Below are 25,712 nucleotides of genomic sequence, written 5' to 3' on the forward strand. Positions count from 1 at the left end.
CCTTGCGTTAAGAATGTGTCAGTGGATAGAGAAGGAGCCCAATCAGGGCAGCAGACGCCACGACGACAGGCTCCTGCAGCTTTTTGTATTTCCAGAGGATGGCGATCGTGGCCAATGCTATGAGTGCTGTTGGAATATCGATGATGCTGCGCTTGGCGATCACGATCACCGAGCCCGTGATGGCGCCCACGGCTGCGGCTGTAACCCCATCGACAAATGCCACGATGGCGGGCAGCTTGCCGTACTTCTTGAAATACGGAGCTGGTATAACGGTGAACAAATAGCACGGCAGAAAGGTGGCCAGCGCTGCTACGCAGGCGCCCGGGAAACCTGCAACGAGGTAGCCAATAAACCCCACAGTGATAACCACTGGGCCGGGGGTAATCATGGCGACGGCTACCGCGTCGACAAACTGCTTTTCGTTCAACCACTGGTGCTCGGTCACGACCCCACCGTAGAGAAACGGCACGATTGCCAATCCAGAGCCGAACACAAACGCCCCAGCCTTGGCAAAAAACAGTCCAATTTGCGTCAGTAGTGAGAAGTCCAGCGTGGTCAAAAACCCGGTGGTGTGTGCCAGTTCGACCGGAGCCATCGCAGACAATCCGCTACCACTCCATCGTTTGGGAGGAGCGCGCCAGAGCCAAGTCACGATTCCAGCTGCCAAAAACAGCCAGGCTATCTCTGACTCTGTGATTACCGTGACTGCAGCCAAAACCAGAAAAATGATTCGCAGCAACTTGTCTTTGCCCACGCTCTTCACAGTCAGCTTGTGCGCACTGATGGCAATGATGCCTATAACTGCTGCACCCACGCCGTAAAAAACAGCTTGCATCCATGTCAACCCACCAAACTGGGTATATGCCCAACCCAGTGCCACCACCATCAAAAATGAGGGAATGACGAATGCCACTCCGGCTAGTGTGGCACCGAAGATGCGGTAATGAACATAGCCGAGGTAGATAGCAGTTTGTGCAGCCATCGGGCCGGGCGCCAATTGGGCTAAGGCGATGCCTTCCTTGTAGTCTGCTTCGGTGATCCAACCGCGCGCCTCCACCAGATCGCGGTGCATATAGCCCACCAGTGCGACCGGTCCACCAAAGCCCAGGGTACCCAGCCGTAAGAAATACAGAACCAACTGCCAGAGCGTGTATCTCGGGCTATCGATAGAAGGGGTAGGGCTGCTGTCAGTGGCCTGCATCGGTAGATTTCTCTTTGGAAAAAGTGTGAAGCAGACCGTCGAAAACGGCGCACGCCGCGTGCAGCAACTGATCGTCGTCGGTGATTGCTTCCCGCATGCCTGCCAACACACTCTCAATGCCGGATGCCTCTGGAGGCTGCAAGCCACCCACATCCAAGTAGTGGACCAAGTGCCCCAGCTGCTGCAGCGCGGGAGTATTCAGGGAGAAACTAGCCAACATGACTTCGAAGCTGACCTTGGCACCTGTATGACTGAACGTCGCTCCGTCGAAGTCAAAGCTCAGCGCTTTTTTAGGGCAGTCTTTTGGAGAAGCCAGCCACAGAATTTTTGCCTGTGGATCAATGTGCCGGCGAATCAGCCATGCACAGGCCAGTCTGTCTACCCAGGGGCGGGCTCGGGTGGCCCATGTCTTGCCGATGTATTCAGCTCGATTCAGTGTGGCGATGGCCCCTATAGTTGCATGGGGCTCATCCGGCGAAAGTATGCGAGCCACATCCGCTTCGAGTTCCAGCAGTGCAGCTTCAGTTTGCTTTTTAGCTTCGGATCCGAAAAAGTCGATTTCTACGAGAGCGGCAAACGCCTTGCGCAACTTGCGGGTCTGCTTTGAAACATCATTGGCGCTGTCATCAGACAGGCTTGAATGCATCTTTTTGATGTCCTGCACCAGTGCTGCAAACTCGCTGCTGCGATCAAATAGAAAAGTGAAGTCAGTGTTCTGCGGCCCCACAGTAGTCATGACATAAGCCATACCACCCGACGCAACCACTTCGGAGGCAACGCCTTCAAGCACCTGGCGACAAGCCTCGCGCTCAGGCATCAAATAGACACCATCCCGGAGAACCGCCGCACCGGACGCTTTAAGTGCCCGCCACGCCCGCATGCGGGCATTTGCGTTCTCCGTGGGAAGACTGATAACTAGTAAAAGCCAATAAATCATGCAATTGATACTACATTATTGTAGTGATTACTGCAAAAAATATGAAATGAATCGTATCTATACAGGGACGCCGCCAGCCTTAAAGGCGACCAACTGCGAGCTAACTGCTAACCCCGGGGGGATTGATATCTTTTTGGAGCACTCAACGTTCATTCAAATTTCTTATGAATGTCCGCTTTAAAGGTGGCATTTCAATGATCGCGAGGACCGCTTTGGGTCGAAAGCCGCTCTCCTCGGTAATCATCTATCACTTACTATCGCCGACAGTTAAGTTGGTTCGCCTCCTTGATGGCGGCCTCGCGACGAACGTCGAGATAAATTGCCAAATCTTGTAGGTGCACGCCCTTGGCTGTTTTCTGAGAGTTTTTTTCGATCCTGATTACAGGAATATTGATTTCTCCCATCAAGACCTTGCGAAGAAAGTTGGCTGGTGACAGATGAGGGAAGTAGTCTTTCACTACAACTTCGACGGGAAGGACAGCTTGAGCGTTGTACTGTGCCATCAACAAAAAAACTGTATTCATAACGCGTCCAGCAGATCGTCACGGAGTACGTCCGTGCTGAGCTCGCGTCTCCAAATGTTTCGTGCATGACGCTCAAATCATGAACTAGGAGGCCTGCGGACTTTTGCAGGCTAGACCTTCTTGACTGCCGATTTTCTCGGGGGCGCAATCACCCGATTTGACAACCCTGCCAAATCACTAGGTTGAAATTTAAGCAGAAATTTTTGAATTTGTGTGAGCTTCATCCTCGTTTTACGAGCTTTAGAAACGCAAATTAGAGACCTGTCGACAGCATCAAACTGATTCCGATTTTTCGGTCACTTTTGCGCCACAAGGCAGACTGTTCTCGCTAATATCTGCCCCGAGCTGCCGAATTCTTACCTTGCCGATCCATTCGGCTAGGCGCGTACAGGGATCGCGTGCCCTGGGCCCGCAGCTACCACGCGTTGCGGCCGTCGTGAACTAGCCCTCGCTATGGCGAGGATTCTGATTACTTCCAGCGGGTTCCGTTAGGTTCGTTAATAGTGCGGACCTGACATTGAACGCCCACTGGGAGCTTCAAGGAAGTTCCGTGTCCGACGCAATCCCAATTGAATTTGAAAGCCACTTTCAGTCATCTGACATCCCCATTTCAGCAAGCGACGTCTCTAGTGAAGAATCGAGTGACTGTAAGGATCAATCAGAGAGTAGTAGTTGCAACAAAGACGCTCTCTTTGGTGATGATGTTCTGTTTTGGTTGGAACCTGAACAGATTTACATAGGTGAGCTACCGAATCGAGCATCGGAAGCATTCACAGACGAAGCTTTCGAACTACTCTGCAAAAGCATGTCAGCTACTGGCGGAAATACCCAACCCATTCAAGTGGTTCGGCATACAACAGAGTCCGAAAGTGAGGCAGTGGCTGAATATGAGTTGGTAGCTGGTCATCGGCGAGTTATGGCTGCAAAGGCTAACTCACAAAAAGTGCTGGCACAGGTCATTACTCCAGGAATTCAAGCTGCTTCCACTTTTCCGGCATTGGTAGAGAACTCAGCGCGAGAAGATCTCAGTCCTTTTGAATTTGGAAGGCAGATTCAATATGTCATGACGGAAAACCCAGAACTGACATTGACCCAACTTGCTGAGCAAATCGGTCGTGACAAATCTGTTGTTAGCCGCGCTATGAGCCTTGCCTCCTTGCCAAAACAAATTGTCGACGCATTTACATCGATACGCGATTTGCGTTACGCGGATACAAAGCCACTTCAAGCAGCCCTTGAAAAATCTCGAGACAACGTTTTGGTTGAAGCTGCGCTTATCAAAGATCAAGCCGAAAGGCTAAAAGGGCCAGCAGTCGTCAAAAGACTGGTTGCCGCGGCCGAGGGTGTTGCACCGTGCAACACGACAAATTCAATTTCAATTAAGCGCGGCGAGGAGCTCGTTGGTGAGCTTACGGTTACCAAGCAGGACTCGACCAAAATCGTACTTCATTTGAAGGCCTCAAATAAACAACAACTTGCCCTAGTTGCTGCTATCGAAAGTTGCTTGAATCGTCGAGAGTTTCGGGTCTCGCTGGAATCGAGCACTCACCCGAAAAAAGCAACTTTAAAAGGCGACCGACCATTATTAATGGGCGAGCAGCCAGTCGATATCCACGAACTCTGATGGGGTGAAAAAATGCGAAACCCAAGTTCAATTAACCATTTCGAGACATCGTCAGAAGACGATGAAACGTCATCGAAAAAGGAATTCGAAAACGTGAATGAATTCACATTACCGAACTCTTTTAAACCAGATTCGGATCGTTCGGTAATGTGGCACGGACCCGATTCGAAAGGATCGGGGGCGCGTAGCGCAGTGCCATCATTGGGGGTGCCTGCAAGCACTGTGACGGTCGGGGGCAAGCCCCCGACTGGCGCTGTGGTTGCGGGCACACCGCATGTACGCGCTGCAGTGCAGTGCGTACAACGGAAAAACGATTTCGATGCCACGTTTTCGTCGCTCAACGATGACGAGACTGAATCAACATCGACATCGGAAATGTTTTCGCTGGAAGCTTGGCGCACTGGCATTCTTGAGCTAGGCCATCACACATTCTGGCCAGAGGATAAGTACGACTCAATCCAGCGAGGGTTCACAGTCGTTAGGCTCGCTCGTGATCTCACTAGATTCAATAGAGCGGCGCGTAGCAGGAGGAAAGATACTAAACCCAGCGAGGCCACGTTGATTGACTACGCAAAGAAATGCGCGCAGATCGATCTTGAGCTCGAGCAGTTTGAGGATGAACCAGAGGCTCTTATGCAAGTGATGGGGCGCCATGCGAGAAGCAAAAATTCGTTTTACTTGTACAAAGCTGCTCTGAAGGCCAGACAAATAAAGCGCATTCAAGATCTGCTCAGAAGCCAAGATGCAAGTCAGCGCCTTGGTGGCACCAACGAGACCTGGCTGAGGCATGTCCATGAACTCCAAAAGGCCATGAAAGCCTTCGCTGACTTTGATGAGCTTCATCGCCAAAGTTGTCTGGATCTGGTTGGCGGGAGGGGAGTGCGATCACGTTCCAAGCGCCGAGATCTTCCAAATTTGCCTGATGGCTGGAGGACTAGATTTTTGGAAATCACATCGGATCATGAACAGTACGCTGACGCAGCAGTTTTGCTTCGCTTCTGCGGATTGCGTCCTACTGAACTTTGCAAAGGGGTAGATGTCAGCTTCAGCACCAAAGGAATAAAAGTGCGAATTCTTGGAGGTAAAACACGCAAAACTGCGGGTCAGCCTTGGCGTTTCTTCCGCTTGAACAGTGCGCTATTGCCAAAGTCTTTTGTTGATAAAGTTGAACGTGCTGGAAAAATTAAAGTGGCTGCCGAGCCGGATGCTCTTCGAATGTATTTGCGAAGAATTAGTGACCAAGTTTTTTGGCCAGTCGATGCTAAGCAAGCAGAAAGTCGCAATCAAGCAAAAAGTCGCAATCAAGAGTATGTGCTTTCTGCCTACACTTTCCGACATGCACTTGTTACTGATTTGCGTGACGAGGGCTGGAAAGCCGAGACAATTGCCGCTGCAATTGGAGAGGTTTCAGCAGATACAGTCGCATATTACGGAATTCGAAGTGGAGGGCGAGGCAAGTCTCCAAGCAGTTCCGCAGTCTTAATGAATTCAGTTCAAGCAGCCCTGCCTGTACGCCCCAGCAAGATGGAGGGGCTTGACGCGCTCTTAGCTCAGAAAGAAAGTGCGATCGTAAGAAGCCGTTTTGAGCAGATGACCAAGTGAGCAAGGTCTTGCGTTTCGACTGCGAAAGCGCGAAGGCATTCAAACTCTGTATCGCTTTGTCTGTACGGGCGTGATTTGATTGAGCTCAATCACGAGTAAGCATCACGCTAGGCGTCGAACGAGGGCAGCAATGTGATTTTGGGGCCTCAACTGCCCTCAATGGGTGGTGACAGGTTTGCACCTGTCAGGACGTCGGGCGCCCGACGTCCCTTTTCACTCCTTCCCTGCAAAAAAAGCCGATTGCAACGGGGCAGGGTCCCTGTCGCATCACGCCTGAATGGATCTTCACATGAGATGGGCTTCACATCCAAAAGTTCTCACTTGGGCGGAGTCTCATCCAAGTACCTGGACATGGCTTCAAAAGCTGGTCGCAAACCCTCCAAGTCATCATGGCGCACGTAGTCGATGCTCTTGTCAACAGATTCGAGTTGCAATGATCTAATCTTCCCTTTTGGGATAAGCAAGACCACGTTCGGGGGCAGCGCTTCAATTTCGATGAGCGGAGCTGAAACGTAGAGATTTCGCCTAAGTAAACGGTGGAGGCTATGTTCCAAGCTCCTTCTTACATAACACCGAGCGCACAGCGTGATCTGTAACTGTCTTCGAAAGCAGACGCTGTAAGTGCGACCGCAGTGCTCGCAAGTGCACTCTGAACGTTTTGACAGTTTGGACAAAATTCCGCTTACAGCGGTGTCGTGGGTGGCCTCAAATGTTGCTACCGTTAATGTCCCTCTGCCAAAAACCGGCTCGGAAAATTCGATTCCATCGCGGCCTGCGCAATTCACCGCTCTGAGCGCTTTGATCGCATCGTAAAAGATTCCGTGCCAGCCCGTCGGAACGTCCTTTACTTGTCTTTCGAGAATTGCGACTTGATCCAAAAAGCGAGATGGAACCGGCTCTTCAAATGGAAACGATTTTTGGACCTGACCGCTGTCATCGACGTAGCGATTTCCGATGATGTTTGCAAATGCCATTTAGTTTTCCTCGTTGTCCTATGTGAATTGAAATCAAAGAAATCCGATTCGACGACTATCCAAAGACGAGCCTTTTTGCTGTGACTGAACATCAACTGCAAGCAGGTGGGTCCGTTGAGCAAGTGCAGCATTTGCAAACGCATCAACTAAAGAGCGACGGATTTCCCTTGGTGACAGCCCGCTCAAAATTTCGGTCAGTTCTTCTCCAAGGTCAGCCTCGAAGTGCTTTGCCCAGGGTTCGGTTTGCAGAATCGAGCGGTGGATGCTGTGTACAACTGCATGCAGTTCCCGTCCTTTAGGCGCCTCGATGTCAAAGACATGAAAACGCGATCGCAGGGGTCCATCAATGGCTGCCTTGTCATTGCTTGTAGCGATGTAGAAAATCCAAGACGCGTTCAGAGGCAGCAGCGTCGAGTTGTCAATGAAGCGCTGGGCTGATGAGGGCTCGAGCAGTCCCAGCAAGTATTGATTGCCACCATAGCGACCATCACTGGTGCACTTTTCGACTTCATCCAGTTGCCAGAGCACACTCAGGCTGTCGTGCTGAAGAGATTGCCAAATCCGCCCCGGATGCCCAGAGCTGTAACCCGAGTCCAAACCAGTCATACTGAAGTTAGCCCCGCCAGTCGACAAGTCGATCTGTTCAAACCGGACTCCCAACAGCCCAGCCAGGCGGCTGCAATAGGCAGTCTTTCCGATCCCCGGCGGACCATTGACAAGAATCGCTGGAATTTTGAGTAACTGCTCTGCGCCCAGGCGGCTCAAAATCAAATGTTTTTGAATCGTCTCCGTCACTGCGGAGAAATTCGGAAAATCACTCTTCAAGCTGTCCAAAGCGCTAGGCGGCGGGGCAGTTGCAACGTCCCTAAATGGACCTGCAGCCTCGAGTTTTTCCAAAGCTTTGAGCATTGCTTTCAAGTTGTCACCCGTCAGGTCTGCGAGCGCAGCTTTGCGCTCTGTAAGTTCTTTAGGGTCAAACAGCTGCCGTTGTCCAACTTTGGGCTTGGGCACGCCCGCTTTGCGAGCTTTTTCTGCGCGGCCTTCAATTTGGTGGTGCAGCCGATATGCTTCTCGGAGCACCTCAGCTTTGGAGCGAGATGCGCGACAGCCTGATGGAAGGCTCACTTCTTGAGGAACGGTTCTCTTTGTTGCCATGATTCTCTTTATGGTTGTTTTCCGTGTGGTAGTGCTTATTTGAGGCAGCGCAATGCGTCGTAGCAGCGCTCGCGGATATGCCAGATGTGCCGGGGAACGCCCTTTGAGCCGAAGTGACGCGTTGGCTCACCGGTTTGGTAATACTCAAAAATGACATCTGCTTCTGCCCCTTTACGGAAGAGAAAAGGACGCAGTTTTTGCAGCAGACGGTAAGCATGTACGCCGTCATAAATCAGCTGATAAATTGGCCTGGAGTAGCTTTCACGATGTGTGTGTTGCGAAAGCACGCAGTTCTCACCCCCGAAATCGCGGAACGCTTTCAACGTGTCCAGACAGTTTTGCGAGATGTGCACTCGGACTCGGTAATTCACCCGGTTACCGCAAGTGCGGCGGACTCTTGCCAGAGTGATGCAGCCCTCACCATCCAAAAAGCCTGCCGACCACGCGTAACTAATTTGGGTCAGCGTGTCCAACTGCGTCGTATCAACCAAGCCGGGTGTTACACCCGCAGGTTGGGTTGCCTCATTCCAAACTCGCTCTTTGAGAGCCCGCTGGATTCGTTGCGTGCCCTGGTCATTTGCCAAATGTGGCTCCGTATCCCTCCAGTTATTCATCCGAAAGTTCACACTGTTTCGATTCATCACTTCCTCCGTTGCATGTATGCGATGAATGAACTGTATATGCATCAATGCAACTTATGTTGTTTGAATGCTTGAAATGTTGTATTTATGCGACTATCATCTGAAAATGATTAGATTCAAGTTTCAAGAACTCTTAATTGCCAAGGGGTACCGAGAAGGGCGGCGCGTCACTCTAGAAGAGGTCGCTGCAACAACTGGGATTCATCGCACCACACTGAGTAGGCTGAGCAGTCCAAGAGGTGCAAACATCACGAGTGACAACCTGGACCGGTTGTGCCACTACTTCCAGTGCGAGCTGAGTGATCTTGCGGTCTACGAGTCATCGGACTTGCCCGAGCCTCGCAAGAAGCCTCAAAGGTCTAACGACAAGCCTTCAGACGAAAGCTAAGTGCTGCTTGATCCAGCTCGTTTGAGTTGCGCTCAAAGATGGACTGGCTCGAGAGGAGCTTTAGGAAACCCCACAATGATTGATGGAGTGAATTAAGGGAAATGCTATTTATTTGATAGCTGCTTACGCATATTCCACGAGCGCTAGAGGCCAATTTGACACTTAAACAGCCGCGCCAGCGGCCTTGCGGCCCTTGCGCGGGCTGGCGGTGGCGGGGGCTTGGGCCAGGCGGCGCAGCAGCTCGGCGGCGGGTTCATCGTTCGGGTCTTGGGGCACCAGCTCACCGCTAAAGGCTTTGGCCAAGAGCGCGGGGGTGAGGCGGGTGGCAGCGGCCTGGGCCTGGGCCAGGCGGGCTTCGAGCCGGTCGGCAAAGGCGAACAGGGTTTCTACGCGGCGGACAATTTCGGTTTGTTCTTCGATGCTAGGTAGCCGAATTTTTAGCCCTTTGGCGTCGCGAATGTAGATAGCGGCTTGAGCCGTTGCTCCAGAAGCCTTTGTTAATTGCTCAAGCCCCAACGGACTGGCCAAGACATGTGCCAAAAACTCAGACTTGATAAGCGTTGCAGTTGGTTGGAAGAGCAATACGCTACCCATCAAGCAGAATTTTTCTTTTGATTTGACTAAGCAGGTTCTGCCAACAGTTGCCCCTCGGCTCACCACCAATACGTCGCCGCAAATTGGACCGCATCGCTTTCTCGATGCATCTGCAAACTCTTCAGAAACAAACTTAGTGTCTGAGAAATCGACTCCCCATTCACGGACGTCCTTTGCTGACACTAACGGAACACCATGAGGAGCCAGTGGCGGGCTAATGTGTTCGCCATCCGTGATGGTGCGACACACTTCTGACAACGCTTTCTCACTCCATTCCTTTACTTCAGGAATTGATCCATTACGCCAATCCTCTGTCAACCGCCCCGAAGTGGCGGCGGCGAGGACGGATTGGCGGAAGCGTTTGAGCAGGGGGGCGACGCGGGCCAGGCGGGTGTTGACGGCGTCTACGCGGGTGAGGACGGTGTCGAGTTTGTCGGCGATGCGTTTTTGTTCGGGTTCTGGAGCAACAGGAATTTCTACTCCTGCAAGAGCTTTTAGGTATATCCCTTTCTGGGCCGTACCTTTGGCGTTGTCTTGCAGATACTTTTGCAGTGCCGGTGCTTCAAGTGCGTACGAGATGTAGCGAGAGTCACTTTTAATCGGTTTCAACACGGCAACACTGCGCTGCAATGTGAATTGTGGTGCGCCTTGGGGAACTACGGCAGTACGACCGATGGCTCCAACGATGGTTAGGAGGACATCGCCAGAACTTACTCGCGTGCGGCGATCTTCCTCTGCGAACTCTTCGGGTGAGATCAGTCGGAATTCATCAAAAGTGATTTTCCGATCATTGATGTTTCTGGCACTAAGCATCGGCATTCCGGTTTCTTGCGCCTTTGGTGGGTTGTGAGAACCATCAGAAAGTTTTTCACATAGCTTCCCGAGCGGCGCTGTCGTCCAACTTTGCGGCAAGCTCATCGCACCTCCCCCAACTCCACCAAGATCGCTTCCAACTCCGCCACCGCCGCATTCAACTCATCCACCGCCTCCCGCGCCAGCACGGCGGGTTCGGGCAGGTCGGCGGCGTCTTCGGCGTTGTCGTCCTTCAACCAGGCAATGTCCAGGCTGTCGCCGCGCTCAGACGCAATCCACTCACGGCTGAAGCGGCGAAAGCGGCCTTGTTCGCCCTGGTCTTGGCGCTCGGCCTTGCCATTCGGGTCGGTGCCGTAGGCAGTGATGAAGTCGGCAAAGTGCGCGTCGGTGAGCGGGGTGCGCTTGCCAAACTTGGGGGCGTTGGCGCGCATGTCGTACACCCACACCGCGCTGGTGCTGCCGGTGGCGGCTTGGCTGACCTTCTCAAAAAACAGCACGTTGGTTTTCACACCCTGCGCATAGAAGATGCCGGTGGGTAGCCGCAGGATGGTGTGCAGGCGGCATTTGTCCATCAGGTCGCGGCGCACGTCGGCGCCCACGCCGGCTTCAAACAGCACGTTGTCGGGCAGCACCACCGCGGCGCGGCCCCCATCGCGCAAGTGGCGCACGATGTGCTGCAAAAACGCCAGCTGCTTGTTGCTGGTGGCAAAGGTAAGGTCGTCGCGCGTGGGGCCGCCGCCGCCTTTGGCCGTGCCAAAGGGTGGGTTGCTCAGGCTCAGGTGGCATTTGGGCAGGGCCGCACCGGCTTGGCCCAGGGTGTTGCCCACGTGCACCACGCCTTCGTCGTCGCCTTCCATGCCGTGCAGCAGGCAGTTCATCAGCGCCAGGCGGCGGGTGCTGCCCACCAGCTCCATGCCCAAAAAGGCCTGGTTGCGCTGGAAGCTGCGTTGCTTCTCGGTCAGGTTGTAGAGGTCGTCGGTGTGGTCTTTGATGTAGCGGTCGGCCGCAATCAAAAAGCCGGCCGTGCCCGCTGCCGGGTCTTGCACGGTTTCGCCCGGCTGGGGCTGCATGAGCTGCACGATGGCATCAATGAGCGGGCGGGGCGTGAAGTATTGGCCGGCGCCGCTTTTGGTCTCAGAGGCGTTTTTCTCCAGCAGGCCTTCGTACAAATCGCCCAGGCCGTCTTGCCGGGCGCTGAACCAGTCGATGCCGTCCAGGCTTTTGACCAGCTGCTCCAGGTGGCGCGGCTCTTTGAGGCTGGTTTGCGCATCGGCGTAGATGGCGCTGATGAGCCGGTCCGGGCTTTGGCTGAGCTTGAGCAAGGTTTCGCGGTAGTGGTTGAGCAGGTTCAGGCCGCTGCGGCTGGTGAGTTCGGGCCAGCGGGCGTAGTCGGGCAGCTTGTGGGCTTGCAAGATGCCGCTTTCGGCGTTCTCGTGCTCCATTTTGATGAAGAGCAGCAGCACCAGCTCGGTGACGTAGTCGCTGTAGTTGATGCCGTCGTCGCGCAGCACGTCGCACAGGTTCCAGAGTTTCTGGACGATGTCTTGGGTGGCCATGTTATTGATTCAATTCTTCAGTTGCTGGCGTTTGCAATGTGCAATGGAAAATTTAAGGTAGGTGTCATTGCTTTCCAAGCCACATCACACCAGAAGCTGTAGCAGGTAGCGTTCGTGTCTCACTAGTAGTGAGTAGATCACTTCCGTCAGGGGGGACGTCAGGGCTTGCGCCAGGTCCATTTACTCGCTGTGACGTCAATGCCTGGTAATTCCAGCCCTTCTTGAGGTATTGCATTTGAGCCAACTTTTTTGGATGCTGGTACTTGTTTTTGTGACCCACGGAAAAAGCAAGCCAAGCATGAGCAGTTGGTATGGGAGTGACGCTTCGAGTAAATCGTCCACCGTGGTGGGTCGCGGCAAGTCCACTGAACAAAAATGTTGGCTTTAGTGAAGGAGTTAGAAAGGGAATGTTTTTGTAGTCTGCGTCACCGGGAAGCAATATCCCTCGGACTGGCTTCGGATTAACCACGCCTCTGTTCTGATGCACGACCATTACCAGCCCATGCTGGTTACGGTCTTTAGGCTTTCCACCCGTAGTTCGGCAAATCGTCATCGTCGCCCATCGCAACTCCAATAAGCTGTGCGGCCAACGATAGAAATTCCTCTTACGGGTCAGTGCAAGCGCTAGGCGCCAGTGGATAGGGCATATAGACACATTGCCCCAGTTGGGCCCAACACCGGGGACAATCCAAGGACGGTTTAGTGCAGCAGTGTTCCAGTTTATTTTCCAGCACTCATCTTTCTTGCTCCAGCCCGCTTTATCGATAGCGAGTCCCCAGTGGTCCCAGTCCCAGTGGGACAGTACAACTGGCGCTTCGTTATGTTGAAGCAGAGGTTTGGCCAGCGGGGCAGTCCAACTGTTGAAAATGGTGGGCCATCCCAAGTCAAAAAATAGGCGCGGAGCACCACCAACCTTGTGCAACGCAGCTAGGCTTCCTTGGCCCACATCAACCATGGAAACCTCAAATGGTGACGAAGCCGAGGTTGCGCCCGATAGCCTACTTCTTATGATTCTTTCGCCGGCGCCTGATCCATTGAAAAAACATGCAAGAAGCGCATCCAGTCGGCTAGCCAAAGCGTCATCCAAGCGCGCTAGTTGTTTTAGAAAATATCTTGGGGCGTCTGGATCACCACTTTGTCCGCCGAGAGTGACTTCTGTATTCCCATCTTGCCTGCTGAGAGTGATTTCGTACCAATTGCTATCAGTCGAGTCAAAGTCCAATCGTTGATTGCTTTTCAACTCGTCTCGCGGGGCTGCAAAAATCATTACAGGGTATTTCGCTTCGATGTCTTCGTCACTTAGGTACGGCGATGGTCTTATTCCGTCCTCGATCGTTGGGGTGCGGACGAAGCAGTCAAATACTATTTGGTCTGACTCGAATTCGCCAAACGGATTGACATTGGTTTGGTCGACTTTTCCTAAGAGCTGAATTACATACATGTGAATAGGGCTATGCGGCTGCATGCCAGAGTGATGCCGAGACTTCTTGCAGAACCAAGTCGAGCTGCCCGCCCAGCAGTTTGTCGAGCTGTTTGGCCCCGCCGTCTTGGGCAAAGGCTTGGTTGACGAAGGTGTGGTCGATGACCAGTTCGTGGGTGAGCTGCTTGGCCAGGCGGTCCAGCCACTTGCGTTGCACGGGGGTGAAGGCGTGGGTGGCATAGAGTTTTTGCAGGGCCAGTTTGACCCGTTCGTCAAACGGCAACAGCGCCTCGCCCAGCGCGGCCTGGCGGATGTAGCCCATGATGCCGGCGGCAATGTCCTGGTTGCTTTGGCTGCGCCAGGCGGCTTGCAGGCGGGCTTCGCTAAAGCCTTTGCCGTCCAGCAGCAGGCGCACTTCTTTGAGCTGCTCGCGGGTGAGGTCTTTGGGGCGGTTGACGACCACGGCCAGCGCGGCGCTTTGGTTGACTTGCTCGCGCACAAACTGGCTAAAGCTCTCTAGGTAGTCCTGCGGTTTGTAATAGTCGCCCCAGCTTTGTTCGCGGGCCACAAACTGGTCTTGGTGGGTGGAGAGGATGGGGCGGTAGGCCGTGCCCATGAGTTCGCGCACCTCGGCCAGTTGGGTAAGCAATTGGGTGTTGTGGCGCAAAAAGTCGGCCACTGCGCGGGGGCCATGGTCGCGGCCCAGATCGTGCAGGTGGCGGTGCAGCTGGGCGGGTGGTACGCCCCATTGCTGCTCCAGCGTCTCCATCCGCTCTTTCAGCGCCGGGCGTTTGTCGGCCTTGTGCTGGGCACTGCGCAGCACACGCATGAGTTTTTGGTTCAGCTCGTCCAGCACGTCATGCGCGTGGCTGCGGTCGGACCCACTGCCGGGTGCAGTGTAGGCGGCAGGGTTGTTGAGCTCGTCCAGCAGTTGCTCCATGTCCACCTGCGGGTTTTTGACCAGCGGCTTCATGGTGTTTACGTCTTGCAGGGTGGCGTACAGGTCCACCGGGTCGTAGATTTTGAAGACGGTTTTGCCAATGTCGTCGCAGCGGCGGGTGGCGCGGCCAATCATCTGCTCGTACAGGATGCGCGACTTGACCCGGCGCATGAACACCAGATGGCAGATGGCCGGCACGTCGATGCCGGTGGTCAGCAGGTCCACGGTAACGGCAATGCTGGGGAAACGCTCGTTCTTGTAGCGGCGGATGAGCTGGTCTACTTTGTCAGACGCGCCGGTAATTTTTTGCACGGCGGCCTGGTTGTACTGAGTGCCATAAAGACCTTCAAACGCCTGGCCCAGCAGGCGCACCACCATGTCGGCATGGGCATCGGTGGCGCAAAAGACCATGGTTTTTTCTTCGCCCAGTGGGTCCAGCTCTTGGGCCAGTTGCTCGCAGATGATGCGGTTGAAGTCTTCGTTGATGACGCGGCGGTTGAAGCTTTCCACCTCAAAGTGCAGCTCGTCATCAAGCTCGGCGGCTTCAATCTCGCCGGTGCTGAGGTTCAGGCTCTCCACCGTGTCGCCCTTGGCAAAGTGAATGCCGTGCTTGCTGAGCAGGGTCTCGTAGCGGATGGGCGGTTCGTAGTCGATGAGCCAGTCGTCGGCCACGGCCTCGCGGTAGGAGTAGGTGTAGACCGGTTTGCCAAAAATCTCGCTGGTGTGCTGGGCGGGTGTGGCAGTGAGGCCGATTTTGGCGGCGTCAAAGTAGTCGAGCACGCGGCGGTAGCTGCTGAGGTACTGGGCCGGGTCGCGCAGGGCGAGTTCGCCTTCGGTCATATCTTGGTCCAGCGTGTAGCCGCGGTGGGCTTCGTCCACGATGATGCAGTCGTACGCGTCCAGCGGGGGCGGGTTGTCGCTGCCAAAGATGCGTTTGACCATGGCTTGCACGGTGGCCACTTGCACGCGGGTTTCGGCCTCTGCGGCCATGTCGCCCAGGTCGGCGATGTTGTAAATCTTGGACAGGGGCTGGTCTTGCTCCAGCGGGGCTTCGTTGAAGTTGTCCATGGCCTGGTCGCCCAGGGCGGTACGGTCCACCAGAAACAAGATGCGGCGAAAGCGCTCTGCTTTCAAAAACCGGTACATCAGCCCAATGATGGTGCGGGTTTTGCCGGTGCCGGTGGCCATGGCGAGCAGGCAGTTACTCTGACCATTGGCCAAGGCGGCTTCGACCGCCGAGATGGCTTTGACCTGGTAGTCCCGCAGGCGCAGGTAGGCAAAGCTCTCTTGGGCCAAGCGGGCTTCGGCGTCTGCGCGGGAGCGGGTGAGCTGGTCCAGCAGGCCATCTGGCGAATGGAAGCCGGGCAGCACCTTGCGCAGGTTGGCGGTCTGGCGCACGTCGCGGTGCCAGGTGCCACTGGCTTCAGGGCTTTGCTTGATGAGCGGGCGGCCATTGCACGAGTACACAAACGGGAGTTGAAAGCTGCCACCTTCGCCATCGGGCCAGGGCGCGGTGCGGCCCTCGGTTGCCCACGCAGGCTGGTGTTCGGCGGCCAGTTGCAGGCCACGGGCGTAGCGCTCGGCTTGGGGGATCTTGCCGGCCACGTTGGTGTTGAGGCGCTTGGCCTCCACCGCCGCAATGGGGGTGAGCCCGGCAAACAAGATGTAGTCGGCGCTTTGCTTGCCTTGGGTGGGCCACTCGGCAATGGCTTTGTTTTTGCCCTTCTCGGGGCGGGCACCTTTGGCGTGGGTGCTGTGCACGGTGTTGGCGTCCCAGCCGGCGTCAATCAGTAACTGGTCAATCAGCAGGCGGGTGGCGGCTTCGTCCATAAGCACGTGCTGGGCGGCCTGGGCGGCTTTGCTGGCAAAGGCCTCGGTGGCGGCAGCTTCAGTTTGGGTGGGGCTTTGGGCGATGCGTTGGTCGAAGTCGGCCTTGAGTTGGGCGTAGTTGTCGCTGGCCTCTTGCGCCAGAGCTTCAAAGATGGCGCGTTCTTCTTGTGCGCGCTGGGCCATGGCGCGCTCTTGCGCGGCGGCGGCTTCGAGCAGTTGGGTAACTTCTGTCTGGCTGCTTTGTGCTGCTTGCGCGTCTTGCAGGGCTTGCTGCAGTTGGGCCAGCTGGGTTTGCAGGGCGTTCAGCTTTTGGCTGGGGTCGTCCGGCAGCACAAAGGGTCCGGGTTTGAAGTTCGGCTGATTGCCAAAGGTGCGGTGAAACCAGAGCGCGACTTCGCGGGCAACCTTCAAAGCCTCCAAGCCTTCGCGGTAGCCAATGGCGTGGTCGGCCTGATGGGCAGCTTCGTTGCCGCGATGGTGCAGCAGGTGAAACATCTGCCGCACTTGTGGGTCCAGCCCGAGGCGGGAATCCACAGCACGCAGCAGCTCGGCTTGGGTTGGTTGCTGCAGGCGCACGCCCAACCGGGCGGCCATTTCTTGGGTGAGCGTTTCGGCCAGGATGCGCAGCTTGAGTACGCAGCTGGCGGGGTCAAAGGGGAAGAGGCGTTCGGCGGTGGCGCCCAGATCAGCCAGCAGCGGAGAGTGCTGCGCCAGAAAACTGAAATTGCTTGATGTAGACATGGCCTTCCCTTACTGCCTCGGCCAGTGACCGTGGATTTTGATTTTTGTCTACATTTTGACTGAAGAACCTCGGCGCCTGACCTTGTCGCGATTCGTTGTTAAGTTGGTTGCTCCGATAGCACTTCCCCACCAAGAATTTTTGTAATCCACGGCCAGTCCTTGTATTTGTCGCCCGTTTGGCGGATGTGTGTGTAGCGCTGCAAGCTCTTCCAGGTTCTATGACCTGAAACTTGTGCAACTCGGGGAATGCTCCAACCTAATTCAAACAGCCTGCTGATGCCCTCGTGGCGAAGATCATGAAACGTCAGGCCCTCAATACCCAGCAATAAACATGCGTTTCTGAAAGATGTACCGATCGATTCGCCGCTGTATGGCCAGATGGGTCCTTTGGATTTGTTTTGAAGTTTGATTAGTTGAAGAGCCTCAGGGGTCAGTTGAGTTTCGACATGATTCCCAATTTTTTCACCTGGGTTTTTCATGTCTCTCACTATGACTTTGAGATCAGCTTCATTCAAATCTTCAGCCAAGATTCGAGTGATCTCTTCCTGGCGACGGGTACTAAAAATTGCAAAAGCGATGATGCGTGTCATCGGGATCGAGTCTCTTCGTTTGAGCTCTTTCACGGAGAAATGATTCATCAATAAGTCAAGCTCCTGAAGAGTGGGACGACGTGTGCGATTGTCTGATTTCCCGGTGATGCCCATGGCAGTCAGAACCGTTTGAGCACTAGTAGCCTGTTCTTTGTCTAGTGGGTAACCCCACAAGGGCTTCACCACAGTAAATACTGAAGCAAGGTGGGACATGTAGTTGCCACGAGTGGCCGGCTTGGCATCAATGCTTTCAATGAATCGACAAATGGCTTGACTGTCGATTTCTGAGCACCGAAGTTCGCCCAAACACGATGCTTTGATCGTGTTGAGCACTTGCGTCTTGGTCTTGCCGTGCTCCTTTTGCTTTGTGGCGTTGTACTCGTCGATCACGTCTTTGAATAAGGGATCTTTTGGTTTTTTCAGCGCGCCGGGTTCTGCTAATTCTGTTTCACGTTTTTTTAGCCATGCCTGGGCTGCAGATTTACGGTCAAAGGTCCGGGACTCGGTGTGAGCGACTTTCCCTTGGCTTTTTAGGCGAATCTGAGCGGTGTGTCCAAAAGTACCGTCTTTTCGAGCGCGTGAGACAATTGTTCCCATGGCAGTGCTACATGAAGTTTTTGTAGCACTAAATGTAGCACTGCAAACAAAAAATGTGTGGAAAAGTGAGCGAATCAGCGTGAATCAAACAGCCCCTAAAACAGTAGTTTTCACTCGAGAAAGTCCGAATCAGAGTGCGTGGAGATTGTCAGTAGCGCCGATGATGGATTGGACGGATCGCCACTGTCGCTATTTCCACCGCCTATTGAGCCGCCATGCGCTGCTGTACACCGAGATGGTGACCACCGGCGCGCTCATCCATGGCGACGTGCCGCGCCATTTGCGCTTTAACGTTGAAGAGCACCCCGTTGCCTTGCAACTGGGCGGGAGCGAGCCTGCTGATCTGGCGCGTGCTGCCAAGTTGGGCCAGGACTGGGGATATGACGAGATCAACATCAACTGCGGCTGCCCGTCCGAGCGGGTGCAGCGCGGCGCGTTCGGTGCCTGCCTCATGAACGAAGCGCCGCTGGTGGCGGACTGCGTGAAGTCCATGGTGGACGCGGTGGATGTGCCAGTCACCGTGAAGCACCGCATCGGGATCGACAAGGAAGAAAGCTACAGCTTTGTCCGCGACTTTGTGGGTACCGTGGCCGATGCCGGTTGCAACGTGTTCATTGCCCACGCGCGCAACGCTTGGCTCAAGGGCCTGAGCCCCAAAGAGAACCGCGAAATCCCGCCCCTGCGCTACGAGCTGGTGTACCAGCTCAAAAAAGATTTTCCGCACCTCACCATTGCCATCAACGGTGGCATTACCCAAACAGCCGAAGTAGCGGGCCACTTGGAGCATGTGGATGGCGTGATGCTGGGGCGCGAGGCGTACCACAACCCCTGGTGGTTGGCCGAGTGGGATAGCGCGTTTTACGGCGCCCCTGATCGGGACATTACCCGCGAGATGGTGGAGGCGCAGATGGTGGCCTACATGGAGCGCGAAGCCGCGCAACACGGTACCCATTGGTACAGCATTGCGCGCCACATGCTGGGTTTACGCCACGGCTTGCCCGGTGCCCGCCGCTGGCGGCAGGTCTGGACCGATCACCGCCTCAAGCACCTGAGTGCCCGCGAGGTGATGGCCCTGGCCCATGATTCCGAGTCAAATCGGGCTCTGGCGCCCGTCTGATATGCGCGGGGCGCTACTAATTCAGTAGCGTCTCAGCCACTTCCATGGATTGGGTGCCTGCCAGGATGGACTTGGCCCGCGCCACTTCATCGTCGCTGCCGTGCACCATCAGCACGTACTTGTCGGCCTTGAGGGCCGTCTCGTACACGATGACCTGGTCCTTGGGCACGCCCAGCTCGCTCAGGGCTGCACCCACGGCCGACAGGCCCCCCACCAGCACAGCTCCTTCGAGCGCGCTGATGACGACGGACACCACGGGCCCGGCCATGGCCACCATGCCCAGTGGCGGCAACAAAAAGACAGCGGGCGCCATCAGGATGCCCCACATGCTGCCCCAAAAAGCGCCGGTGTTGCCCCAGGCGCGGATCTTGTCGCCAGTGCTGTAGAAGCCCACCGGGTGCTCTTCGCTGTGGTAACCCTTGCCGATGAGCGAAAGTTTCCTTACGTCAAAGCCGAACTTCTTGAGCGTCTGGATGGCGGCTTCTGCCTCCTGGTGGGAGTTGCAGATGGACACCGAGGCGTTGGTATGCGCTTGCATGGCGAGCCTCAAAAAGTCATGGTCATTTTGTCGACCACGCTGGTCACGCCGGGCGTGCTCCAGGCGGCTTCTTTGGCGGTGTCCCGCTCGGTCCAGTTGCTCACATTGCCGGTCAGGGTGAGGGTGCTGCCGTCAATGTCGATGTTGATCTTGCCGGCGTCCGTGTGGGCGCGGCGCACCAGGGCGGCTTCAATGTCGGCCTTGGCCGCGCTGAGCTTGGTGCCGGGCTGCAGGATGATCTGGTTGGAAACACCATTCACGCCCATCAGGTAGCGCACAGCTACAGCGGCAGCCAGTTTCTGGAACTGCCATTCGGTTTGGCCTGTCAGGGTGATCCAGCCTTTTTCGACGGTAACGTTCACCTTGTTGCCCAGCGGGGTGGACATCCATTGCAGCGCGTTTTTGGCGGAGTTGGCAATGTCGCTGTCGTTGCGGATGCCGCTGGAGGCCAGCTTCACATCAATTTCCACCGCCAGGGCGCGCACGCCCATCACGCGGCGGGCCGCTTTTTCAGCGTGGTATTTTTCCTGGTAGGTCATGACATGGCCGGCCAGGGTGACGACGCCGTCTTTGGCTTCTACGCCGATGTTTTCAGCATGGACTGAGGGTTCCCAATGGAGTTCAGCCAATACGTCTTGTTGGAGTTGGAGGTCAGTTTTCATGGGGGTTCCTTGTCGGGGTTGAGGGGAATTCACGGTCTGCGGTATCAGTAGTGGTAGCGCAGGCCGAGCTTGGTGGCGCTGATACGGTCGGTGCTGCTGCCGGGGAACTTCATGGTGTGTTCCTCGTACATCAACACGCCGGACCATTGGGCTGCCAACTGCAGCTCCACGCCCACGCCGTAGCTCCAGCCAAAATCGCGCTCACTGCCGGACTGCACTCCGGAGGTGGGCGCGCTGGAAACGTCGGTGCGGCCATAAGTGGTGCCTACTTTGCCCAGCAGATTCCACGCAGGGTTGAGTGGCATGCGGCCGATCAGGCTCAGGTTGATGCCATCCGCCGTGGTGCGGCCGCCGGCGCGGTTGACCGAGCCGAAGTCGGTGTAGCCCGCTTCCAGTCCCCAGTTGGGGCTGAACATGTAGTTACCCATGCTGATGCTGTAAGCGGTGGCGCGCTGGTCGCTGCTGAAAATGCCAAAGCCGTTACTGGGCTTGGAGAAGTCGGAAGAGCCGACGCTCAGGTCCACATAGCCCGGGCTGTAGGCATAGCCCGGGGTGGGCGCCATCTGGGCAGCGGCAGGGGCCATGGCAAACGGGGCGGCAAGGCACAGAGCCAAGCCCGCCAAAGTAGCACCGCGGGTGCGCTGGATGCGAGGGGAGCCGGTAGGGAAGAGGGATTGCATGGTGAGCAGCCTTTGAGATAAGAAAAGAACCGGATCACTCCGGGAGACAGTCCCACTGTGGGCGCCTTGCTTGCCGCCATCTGTGCGCAAGCGCGCCTAGCCGGCTTGAGGGGCACAAATCGACACCGGCGTGACAGGCGGCTGCCTATTGCTGCGGCACCATGTGCACCTGAGTTAACAGCCTGTAAGCCAAACAGGTATCTTGCGCACGCAGAATATGCGCGAGCAGCTATCAAAAGAGGAGCAATATTGCATGGCAGACACACAGCACCACACCGCCCCGGCCAGTGCGACCGCCGCCTACACCGCGTTGGGCGGCAACTTTTTCCGCGCCTCTGAACTCACCCGTGGCCCCTGGCACCCGCAGCAGCAACACGCCGGCCCGCCGATCGCGCTGGTCAGCCATGCGCTGGAGGCTGCAGCACAAGCCCATGGGTTGCAACACCTGGCCCGACTCACGGCCAACTTGCTTCGCCCGGTTCCGATTGCAGACATTGAGTTGCGCGTGCAGGAAGACTACGTGGGCCGCAATGCAGGCCATTTCTCGGCAGTGGCATTGGCCGATGGCAAAGAGCTGATCCGCGCCACCGCACTGTTCCAGCGTGAAGATGACGTGGGCTTGCCCGATGGCCTGCCCGGGCACCCTTTGCCCCAGGCGCCTAAGACGCCGGATGCCTCACCGGTGCAGCGTTTTCCCTTTGCACACCATGAGTTGGGCTACCCCGATCTGGTGGAGACGCGCATCGCCCAAGGGCGCATGTTTGCCGGCCCCAGTGCGGTGTGGTTCCGCATGAGCCACCCGTTGGTTCAGGGGCAGCTGCCCAGCCCGTACCAACGCGTGGCGGTGGCGGCCGACTCCGGCAACGGCATCAGCGCGATTCTGGATTTGTCCACCCACGTGTTTGTGAACTCGGACCTCACCATCAACCTGCTGCGCAAGCCGGTCGGCGAGTGGGTGTGCCTGGATGCCCGCACCCATTTGTCCAGCCACGGCGGAGGGCTGGCCGAGTCGTCGCTGTATGACGAGCAAGGTTTGATCGGGCGGGCAACGCAGAGTTTGTTTGTCCGCAAGCGGGCTTAGAAATATTATTTGTTTTAAATAAATAGTTAATTCGGTTTATGTGTTTTAAAATCGCTTAGACGTCATCCCCAAAACTATGGTGGGCATGCGTGTTTCAAGGAGCAAGGCATGAACCGGAAAACTCTGCAAGGTGTGGCGCTGTGCTTGGCATTGGGCTTGGGCGCACATGCCCCGGCCCAAGCTTCGCTGATTTCTGCTCTCTTCAAGCTGCTCACCAAGGAAGGGGCCGTGGCTGAAAAGGCTGCTGCGCAAGCCGCCTCCAAAGGGGCTGCAACGGGCGCCGCTGTCACGGGTGCCGAGGCAGCGGGCGCGAAGGCCGCTGCCCATACCGGTGAAGACATTGCACACGCATCCGGCTTGGGCAAGGCGGTGCCGGACGATGTGGCCTCCATGATGCATGGCACCGGCAAAACACTGTCTGACGTGCCGGATGCGGGTGCCAAAGCCTGGCTCTCCAAACCCTTGGACAAACTGCAGAAGACCGACGCCGACCAGATGGTGGCCGACTACGTGAAGCTGCTGGAAGGCAAGGCCGCTCAAGGGCCGGCTACCGCAGGGGCGCAAGCCGCCACCAAGGCCCCGACGGCGCAAATGAAAAACCCGCCTGAGACCGTGCCTTGGTATGCCGTGCAATTGCTGGTGCGCGCTGCGCACCTGGGTAGCCGCTGGGCGAGCAAAGAACTCAACCGTGTGTGCCAGAACAACCAAGCCGCCGCGTCCAACGGTGCCGCCTGCAAGACACCGGTGGCATCTCGCTAACGCTGCGCCCGGCGCTCAGCCCTTTGCCAGCACCCGCGCAGGGTCCGTCTCTTCCACAGCGTTTGCCCGTCCGCCGGGTGCCAGTGCCGAGTGTTCGCGTTTTGATTGGATGACGGGGTAAAACATCTCGGTGAACCAGCGCTCTTTGCCGTAAATCAGGTCGTCCTGCAGGCCCACGCGGGCGGGGTACTGGCGGGTGATCTTGGCCGAGCCGAAGATCAGATCCCACACAAACAGCAGATTGCCGAAGTTGCCTTTGTAGTGGCCAATGCCGTCTTCATTGGTCAGCGCATGGTGCGCCCAGTGCGTGGCGGGGGTGGAGATAGTGCGTTCCAGCACCCAGGCCACGGGGTGCAGCCAGCGGTGTTTGTAAAACGGCTCATCCCAGCGCACCGCGCTGTGCGCCCCCATGATGACGGTGAGCTTGAGCACCACGTACACCAGATACACATTGGCAAAACCCAGATAGATCAGGATGCCCGACATCCAGATGCCCGGCATCATCGCGTAGTAAAAAAAGTTGTTGCGGTAGGTGATGCGGATGCTCATGTAGTGCGCCGTGTGGTGCGCGCGGTGCAGCGGCCAGAGCAGTGGCGTATGCGAAAGCCGGTGCCACCAGTACTGCGTCAAATCGTCAGCCACCAGCAGAATGCCGAACATCGCCCACGCCGGCAAATGCGCCCACGCGTTGCGCTGCTCAGGCATGAGCCACGCGCCCAACTTCCCCGTGATGAAAAAGATGCCCGGTTGCAATAAAGCCAGTAGCGCCAGCAGCATGGCGGCTTCGAGCTTGGTGTCGTCGCGGGTCGCGCCGAAATCCTTGTAGCGCCCGGAGCGCCACTCCAGCAGCGCGAACGTCAAAAGGATGCCGAGCAACAAAATGTTTTGTAAGGGGTTCATAGGCCTTGTCTCCTAGTTTTTGTGTGTGTGCCCGGGCACCATTGTTCGGGTTCTGCTTGATTGCGTCCAATGCATTCGAATGCTAATTTCAATGAGTTCAATGCATTGAATGGATCGCTATGGATATCAAACACCTGACGCACATCGTCGCCTTGGCCGACAAGCGCAATTTCGCCCGGGCCGCAGAGCATCTGCATCTGAGCCAGCCGGCTTTGAGCCGCAGTATTCAGGCCGCGGAGGCCGCACTGAATCTGCGCCTGTTTGACCGTGGCGCGCTGGAGGTGAAGCCCACACCGGCAGGCGAGTTCGTATTGGAGCGGGCACGCCGGCTGGTATTTGAGAGCCGCTGCCTGCTGCGGGATGTCAATTTGTACCGGGACCGCACCTTGGGCAACACGGCGTTTGGTGTAGGGCCGTTCCCTGCCGCCACGGTGCTGGCGCCGCTGTTGGTGCAGGTGCGGCAGTCCCACCCCGGCGTCCAGATCCGCGCGAGTGTGGGCAACTGGGAGCTGCTGCTAAGCCGCTTGCGGGCTGAAGAGCTGGAGTTTTTTCTGGCAGATACACGCGACATTCCCCGCACGCCCGATCTGGAGGTGACGCAACTGGTGCAACTGCCGGCAGGCCTGTTTGTGCGTGCGGGGCACTCTTTGCTGGAGGCAGGCCCCCTCAAGCCCAAGGCTCTGCTGGAGGCCATGGTGTTGCACGGCATTGCGACTGTGCGGGTGCCTGCGGCCATGCAGACACTGCTGGTTCAGCTGATGGGGCAGAGCAGTGCAGACGCCTTGCCGATTGCTCTGGAGTGTGACGATGTACGCACCCTCAAACACGTGGCACTCGCCACCGACAGCGTGCTGATTGCACCCGTGACGGCCGTGGCTGCTGAAATGAACGAAGGGCGTTTGGTGCAACTCGAGACACCGGGCTTCCCGCCAGCCTACAGCGATTTGGGGCTGGTGATGCTCAAGGGCCGCACGCCATCTCCCACGGCGCAGCATGTGATTGAGCAGGTCACCGCCATGCTGCAGGCCTCGTAGTGCGCCTGACTATTCGGCTGCGGTCAGCCCGTTGGCAAAGTGTTCGGCCATGCGCTGTGCGGTGAGCGCAGGGTCGCGAGCAGCCAGGGCGTCCATGATGGCGCGGTGCTCGGCCAGGGATTCTTCAATGCGCCCGGTTTTTAGCAGGGAGTTGTGGCGGTTGAGCTTCATGACCTTGCGCAGGTCGGCCACCATCTGGTCGCGCCAGCGATTGTTGGCAATCTCCAGCAGGCGCATGTGGAACTTCTCATTCACTGCGAAAAATTGGTCGGTGGTGGCAGCCTTGTCTTTGCCGGGTTTGGCCGCTGCCTCCAGTGCTTTGTGCAATGCCTGCAGTTCCTTGATTTCCGCGTCGGTGGCCTTGGTGGCCACCACGCCGGCCGCGTCACTCTCCAGCAAGCTGAGCAGGTGGTACACATCGGCCAGGTCTTGTTGCGACACCTCGGTTACATAGGCGCCACGGCGCACCTTCATGGTCACCAGACCTTCGGCGGCCAGTACTTTCAGGGCCTCGCGCAAGGGGGTGCGGCTGATGCCGAACTCTTCGGCAATCTTCAGTTCGTCAATCCAGCTGCCGGGCTCCAACTCGCGCTTGAAGATGCGCTGGCGCAGCAGCTCTGCCACTTCCTCATACAGAGGGCGAGGGGCCAGCGATACAGCGGGGCGGGCATCAGACATCAAGGCGGACATGCGGTGGCTTAGGGTGAAAAAACGAAAAAATGAGCCAAGTCAAAAAGTTGGTCGATTGTAAGCTGCAACCAATATTCTGAATCAATAATTATGAATAATGTAAACTTGCCGCGCTGATCCTGCC

Annotated in this window: 23 protein-coding genes; 7 read left to right on the plus strand and 16 right to left on the minus strand. The window is 56.5% G+C overall.

The annotated features are described in order from the left end of the window. Nucleotides 1-7 precede the first annotated feature (7 nt). From ACOAP0_RS17940 to ACOAP0_RS17950, 3 genes are all read right to left on the minus strand, one after another. Nucleotides 8-1,201, minus strand: coding sequence for a chromate transporter (locus ACOAP0_RS17940; protein WP_498377529.1), 1,194 nt, complete (start codon nucleotides 1,199-1,201; stop codon nucleotides 8-10). Further along, the gene (locus tag ACOAP0_RS17945; RefSeq protein ID WP_498391492.1) at nucleotides 1,188-2,138 is read right to left on the minus strand and encodes a chromate resistance protein ChrB domain-containing protein; all 951 of its coding nucleotides are present in this window, start codon (nucleotides 2,136-2,138) and stop codon (nucleotides 1,188-1,190) included. The genes ACOAP0_RS17940 and ACOAP0_RS17945 overlap by 14 nt, the downstream gene beginning before the upstream one ends. A gap of 254 nt (nucleotides 2,139-2,392) precedes the next feature. After that, the gene (locus tag ACOAP0_RS17950) at nucleotides 2,393-2,662 is read right to left on the minus strand and encodes a pyocin activator PrtN family protein (RefSeq protein WP_498377531.1); all 270 of its coding nucleotides are present in this window, start codon (nucleotides 2,660-2,662) and stop codon (nucleotides 2,393-2,395) included. Between the two features lie 550 nt (nucleotides 2,663-3,212). Between ACOAP0_RS17950 and ACOAP0_RS17955 the strand changes: the two genes are divergently transcribed. After that, nucleotides 3,213-4,286, plus strand: coding sequence for a ParB/RepB/Spo0J family partition protein (locus ACOAP0_RS17955; RefSeq protein WP_498377532.1), 1,074 nt, complete (start codon nucleotides 3,213-3,215; stop codon nucleotides 4,284-4,286). A gap of 12 nt (nucleotides 4,287-4,298) precedes the next feature. Continuing rightward, nucleotides 4,299-5,888 carry a site-specific integrase gene (locus ACOAP0_RS17960; RefSeq protein ID WP_498377533.1) on the plus strand — a complete coding sequence of 530 codons (1,590 nt, stop codon included), beginning with the start codon at nucleotides 4,299-4,301 and terminating at the stop codon, nucleotides 5,886-5,888. Between the two features lie 317 nt (nucleotides 5,889-6,205). Here the strand turns inward: ACOAP0_RS17960 and ACOAP0_RS17965 are convergent, their stop codons facing one another. Genes ACOAP0_RS17965 through ACOAP0_RS17975 form a run of 3 tightly spaced genes read right to left on the minus strand, consistent with a single transcriptional unit; the run spans nucleotide 6,206 to nucleotide 8,703 of the window. Next, nucleotides 6,206-6,862, minus strand: a complete 657-nt coding sequence (locus tag ACOAP0_RS17965; protein WP_498377534.1) for a hypothetical protein — start codon at nucleotides 6,860-6,862, stop codon at nucleotides 6,206-6,208. A 33-nt stretch (nucleotides 6,863-6,895) separates the two neighbouring features. Continuing rightward, a complete protein-coding gene (locus ACOAP0_RS17970) occupies nucleotides 6,896-8,017 on the minus strand; it encodes an AAA family ATPase (RefSeq protein WP_498377535.1) in 1,122 nt (373 codons plus the stop codon). Nucleotides 8,018-8,052: 35 nt separating this feature from the next. Next, entirely contained in the window at nucleotides 8,053-8,703 is a 651-nt protein-coding gene (locus ACOAP0_RS17975; RefSeq protein WP_498391493.1) for a hypothetical protein, read from the minus strand. A gap of 61 nt (nucleotides 8,704-8,764) precedes the next feature. Here ACOAP0_RS17975 and ACOAP0_RS17980 point away from each other — a divergent pair, with 61 nt between their 5' ends. Then, the gene (locus ACOAP0_RS17980; protein ID WP_498377804.1) at nucleotides 8,765-9,046 is read left to right on the plus strand and encodes a helix-turn-helix domain-containing protein; all 282 of its coding nucleotides are present in this window, start codon (nucleotides 8,765-8,767) and stop codon (nucleotides 9,044-9,046) included. A gap of 162 nt (nucleotides 9,047-9,208) precedes the next feature. On the opposite strand, the gene ACOAP0_RS17985 is transcribed toward ACOAP0_RS17980, so the two are convergent. The 5 genes from ACOAP0_RS17985 to ACOAP0_RS18005 all read right to left on the minus strand — a co-directional run bounded on the left by ACOAP0_RS17985 (nucleotide 9,209) and on the right by ACOAP0_RS18005 (nucleotide 18,127). Continuing rightward, nucleotides 9,209-10,558, minus strand: a complete 1,350-nt coding sequence (locus tag ACOAP0_RS17985; protein WP_498391494.1) for a restriction endonuclease subunit S — start codon at nucleotides 10,556-10,558, stop codon at nucleotides 9,209-9,211. Beyond that, nucleotides 10,555-12,009, minus strand: a complete 1,455-nt coding sequence (locus tag ACOAP0_RS17990; RefSeq protein ID WP_498377538.1) for a class I SAM-dependent DNA methyltransferase — start codon at nucleotides 12,007-12,009, stop codon at nucleotides 10,555-10,557. Before ACOAP0_RS17990 ends, ACOAP0_RS17985 begins: the two co-directional genes overlap by 4 nt. Nucleotides 12,010-12,073: 64 nt before the next feature. Next, nucleotides 12,074-13,450, minus strand: coding sequence for a ComEC/Rec2 family competence protein (locus ACOAP0_RS17995; protein ID WP_498377539.1), 1,377 nt, complete (start codon nucleotides 13,448-13,450; stop codon nucleotides 12,074-12,076). Nucleotides 13,451-13,460: 10 nt separating this feature from the next. After that, entirely contained in the window at nucleotides 13,461-16,940 is a 3,480-nt protein-coding gene (gene hsdR / locus ACOAP0_RS18000) for a type I restriction-modification system endonuclease (RefSeq protein WP_498377540.1), read from the minus strand. 98 nt (nucleotides 16,941-17,038) lie between these two features. Beyond that, entirely contained in the window at nucleotides 17,039-18,127 is a 1,089-nt protein-coding gene (locus ACOAP0_RS18005) for a tyrosine-type recombinase/integrase (RefSeq protein WP_498377541.1), read from the minus strand. A 79-nt stretch (nucleotides 18,128-18,206) separates the two neighbouring features. Between ACOAP0_RS18005 and dusA the strand changes: the two genes are divergently transcribed. Next, the gene (dusA, locus tag ACOAP0_RS18010) at nucleotides 18,207-19,244 is read left to right on the plus strand and encodes a tRNA dihydrouridine(20/20a) synthase DusA (protein ID WP_498377542.1); all 1,038 of its coding nucleotides are present in this window, start codon (nucleotides 18,207-18,209) and stop codon (nucleotides 19,242-19,244) included. 16 nt (nucleotides 19,245-19,260) lie between these two features. Here the strand turns inward: dusA and ACOAP0_RS18015 are convergent, their stop codons facing one another. The 3 genes from ACOAP0_RS18015 to ACOAP0_RS18025 are packed head-to-tail and all read right to left on the minus strand — an operon-like array spanning nucleotide 19,261 to nucleotide 21,124. Further along, the gene (locus tag ACOAP0_RS18015; protein WP_498377543.1) at nucleotides 19,261-19,782 is read right to left on the minus strand and encodes a DUF1269 domain-containing protein; all 522 of its coding nucleotides are present in this window, start codon (nucleotides 19,780-19,782) and stop codon (nucleotides 19,261-19,263) included. Nucleotides 19,783-19,790: 8 nt separating this feature from the next. Then, nucleotides 19,791-20,444: a BON domain-containing protein gene (locus tag ACOAP0_RS18020; protein ID WP_087493574.1), complete on the minus strand. Its 654-nt coding sequence runs from the start codon at nucleotides 20,442-20,444 to the stop codon at nucleotides 19,791-19,793. A 44-nt stretch (nucleotides 20,445-20,488) separates the two neighbouring features. Beyond that, entirely contained in the window at nucleotides 20,489-21,124 is a 636-nt protein-coding gene (locus tag ACOAP0_RS18025; RefSeq protein WP_498377544.1) for an outer membrane beta-barrel protein, read from the minus strand. Between the two features lie 253 nt (nucleotides 21,125-21,377). Here ACOAP0_RS18025 and ACOAP0_RS18030 point away from each other — a divergent pair, with 253 nt between their 5' ends. Together ACOAP0_RS18030 and ACOAP0_RS18035 are read left to right on the plus strand one after the other, a co-directional pair. Then, nucleotides 21,378-22,205 carry a thioesterase family protein gene (locus ACOAP0_RS18030; RefSeq protein WP_498377545.1) on the plus strand — a complete coding sequence of 276 codons (828 nt, stop codon included), beginning with the start codon at nucleotides 21,378-21,380 and terminating at the stop codon, nucleotides 22,203-22,205. Between the two features lie 108 nt (nucleotides 22,206-22,313). Continuing rightward, the gene (locus tag ACOAP0_RS18035; RefSeq protein ID WP_498377546.1) at nucleotides 22,314-22,964 is read left to right on the plus strand and encodes a hypothetical protein; all 651 of its coding nucleotides are present in this window, start codon (nucleotides 22,314-22,316) and stop codon (nucleotides 22,962-22,964) included. A gap of 15 nt (nucleotides 22,965-22,979) precedes the next feature. Here ACOAP0_RS18035 and ACOAP0_RS18040 read toward each other — a convergent pair whose 3' ends face one another. Next, complete coding sequence (locus ACOAP0_RS18040) at nucleotides 22,980-23,864, minus strand: sterol desaturase family protein (RefSeq protein WP_087493578.1); 885 nt, start codon at nucleotides 23,862-23,864, stop codon at nucleotides 22,980-22,982. Nucleotides 23,865-23,983: 119 nt separating this feature from the next. Between ACOAP0_RS18040 and ACOAP0_RS18045 the strand changes: the two genes are divergently transcribed. Next, complete coding sequence (locus tag ACOAP0_RS18045) at nucleotides 23,984-24,898, plus strand: LysR family transcriptional regulator (RefSeq protein WP_498377547.1); 915 nt, start codon at nucleotides 23,984-23,986, stop codon at nucleotides 24,896-24,898. A 9-nt stretch (nucleotides 24,899-24,907) separates the two neighbouring features. On the opposite strand, the gene ACOAP0_RS18050 is transcribed toward ACOAP0_RS18045, so the two are convergent. Next, nucleotides 24,908-25,588 carry a GntR family transcriptional regulator gene (locus ACOAP0_RS18050; protein ID WP_232459887.1) on the minus strand — a complete coding sequence of 227 codons (681 nt, stop codon included), beginning with the start codon at nucleotides 25,586-25,588 and terminating at the stop codon, nucleotides 24,908-24,910. Nucleotides 25,589-25,712: the final 124 nt, after the last annotated feature.

The organism is Curvibacter sp. Hmag1.1, from assembly GCF_059769165.1.

Bases quoted from the DNA above. Each gene is read 5' to 3' on its own strand.
- ACOAP0_RS17940 (WP_498377529.1), bottom strand. From the start codon at position 1,201: ATGCAGGCCACTGACAGCAGCCCTACCCCTTCTATCGATAGCCCGAGA.
- ACOAP0_RS17945 (WP_498391492.1), bottom strand. From the start codon at position 2,138: ATGATTTATTGGCTTTTACTAGTTATCAGTCTTCCCACGGAGAACGCA.
- ACOAP0_RS17950 (WP_498377531.1), bottom strand. From the start codon at position 2,662: ATGAATACAGTTTTTTTGTTGATGGCACAGTACAACGCTCAAGCTGTC.
- ACOAP0_RS17960 (WP_498377533.1), top strand. From the start codon at position 4,299: ATGCGAAACCCAAGTTCAATTAACCATTTCGAGACATCGTCAGAAGAC.
- ACOAP0_RS17965 (WP_498377534.1), bottom strand. From the start codon at position 6,862: ATGGCATTTGCAAACATCATCGGAAATCGCTACGTCGATGACAGCGGT.
- ACOAP0_RS17970 (WP_498377535.1), bottom strand. From the start codon at position 8,017: ATGGCAACAAAGAGAACCGTTCCTCAAGAAGTGAGCCTTCCATCAGGC.
- ACOAP0_RS17975 (WP_498391493.1), bottom strand. From the start codon at position 8,703: ATGCATATACAGTTCATTCATCGCATACATGCAACGGAGGAAGTGATG.
- ACOAP0_RS17980 (WP_498377804.1), top strand. From the start codon at position 8,765: ATGATTAGATTCAAGTTTCAAGAACTCTTAATTGCCAAGGGGTACCGA.
- ACOAP0_RS17985 (WP_498391494.1), bottom strand. From the start codon at position 10,558: ATGAGCTTGCCGCAAAGTTGGACGACAGCGCCGCTCGGGAAGCTATGT.
- ACOAP0_RS17990 (WP_498377538.1), bottom strand. From the start codon at position 12,009: ATGGCCACCCAAGACATCGTCCAGAAACTCTGGAACCTGTGCGACGTG.
- ACOAP0_RS17995 (WP_498377539.1), bottom strand. From the start codon at position 13,450: ATGTATGTAATTCAGCTCTTAGGAAAAGTCGACCAAACCAATGTCAAT.
- hsdR (WP_498377540.1), bottom strand. From the start codon at position 16,940: ATGTCTACATCAAGCAATTTCAGTTTTCTGGCGCAGCACTCTCCGCTG.
- ACOAP0_RS18005 (WP_498377541.1), bottom strand. From the start codon at position 18,127: ATGGGAACAATTGTCTCACGCGCTCGAAAAGACGGTACTTTTGGACAC.
- ACOAP0_RS18015 (WP_498377543.1), bottom strand. From the start codon at position 19,782: ATGCAAGCGCATACCAACGCCTCGGTGTCCATCTGCAACTCCCACCAG.
- ACOAP0_RS18020 (WP_087493574.1), bottom strand. From the start codon at position 20,444: ATGAAAACTGACCTCCAACTCCAACAAGACGTATTGGCTGAACTCCAT.
- ACOAP0_RS18025 (WP_498377544.1), bottom strand. From the start codon at position 21,124: ATGCAATCCCTCTTCCCTACCGGCTCCCCTCGCATCCAGCGCACCCGC.
- ACOAP0_RS18030 (WP_498377545.1), top strand. From the start codon at position 21,378: ATGGCAGACACACAGCACCACACCGCCCCGGCCAGTGCGACCGCCGCC.
- ACOAP0_RS18035 (WP_498377546.1), top strand. From the start codon at position 22,314: ATGAACCGGAAAACTCTGCAAGGTGTGGCGCTGTGCTTGGCATTGGGC.
- ACOAP0_RS18040 (WP_087493578.1), bottom strand. From the start codon at position 23,864: ATGAACCCCTTACAAAACATTTTGTTGCTCGGCATCCTTTTGACGTTC.
- ACOAP0_RS18045 (WP_498377547.1), top strand. From the start codon at position 23,984: ATGGATATCAAACACCTGACGCACATCGTCGCCTTGGCCGACAAGCGC.
- ACOAP0_RS18050 (WP_232459887.1), bottom strand. From the start codon at position 25,588: ATGTCCGCCTTGATGTCTGATGCCCGCCCCGCTGTATCGCTGGCCCCT.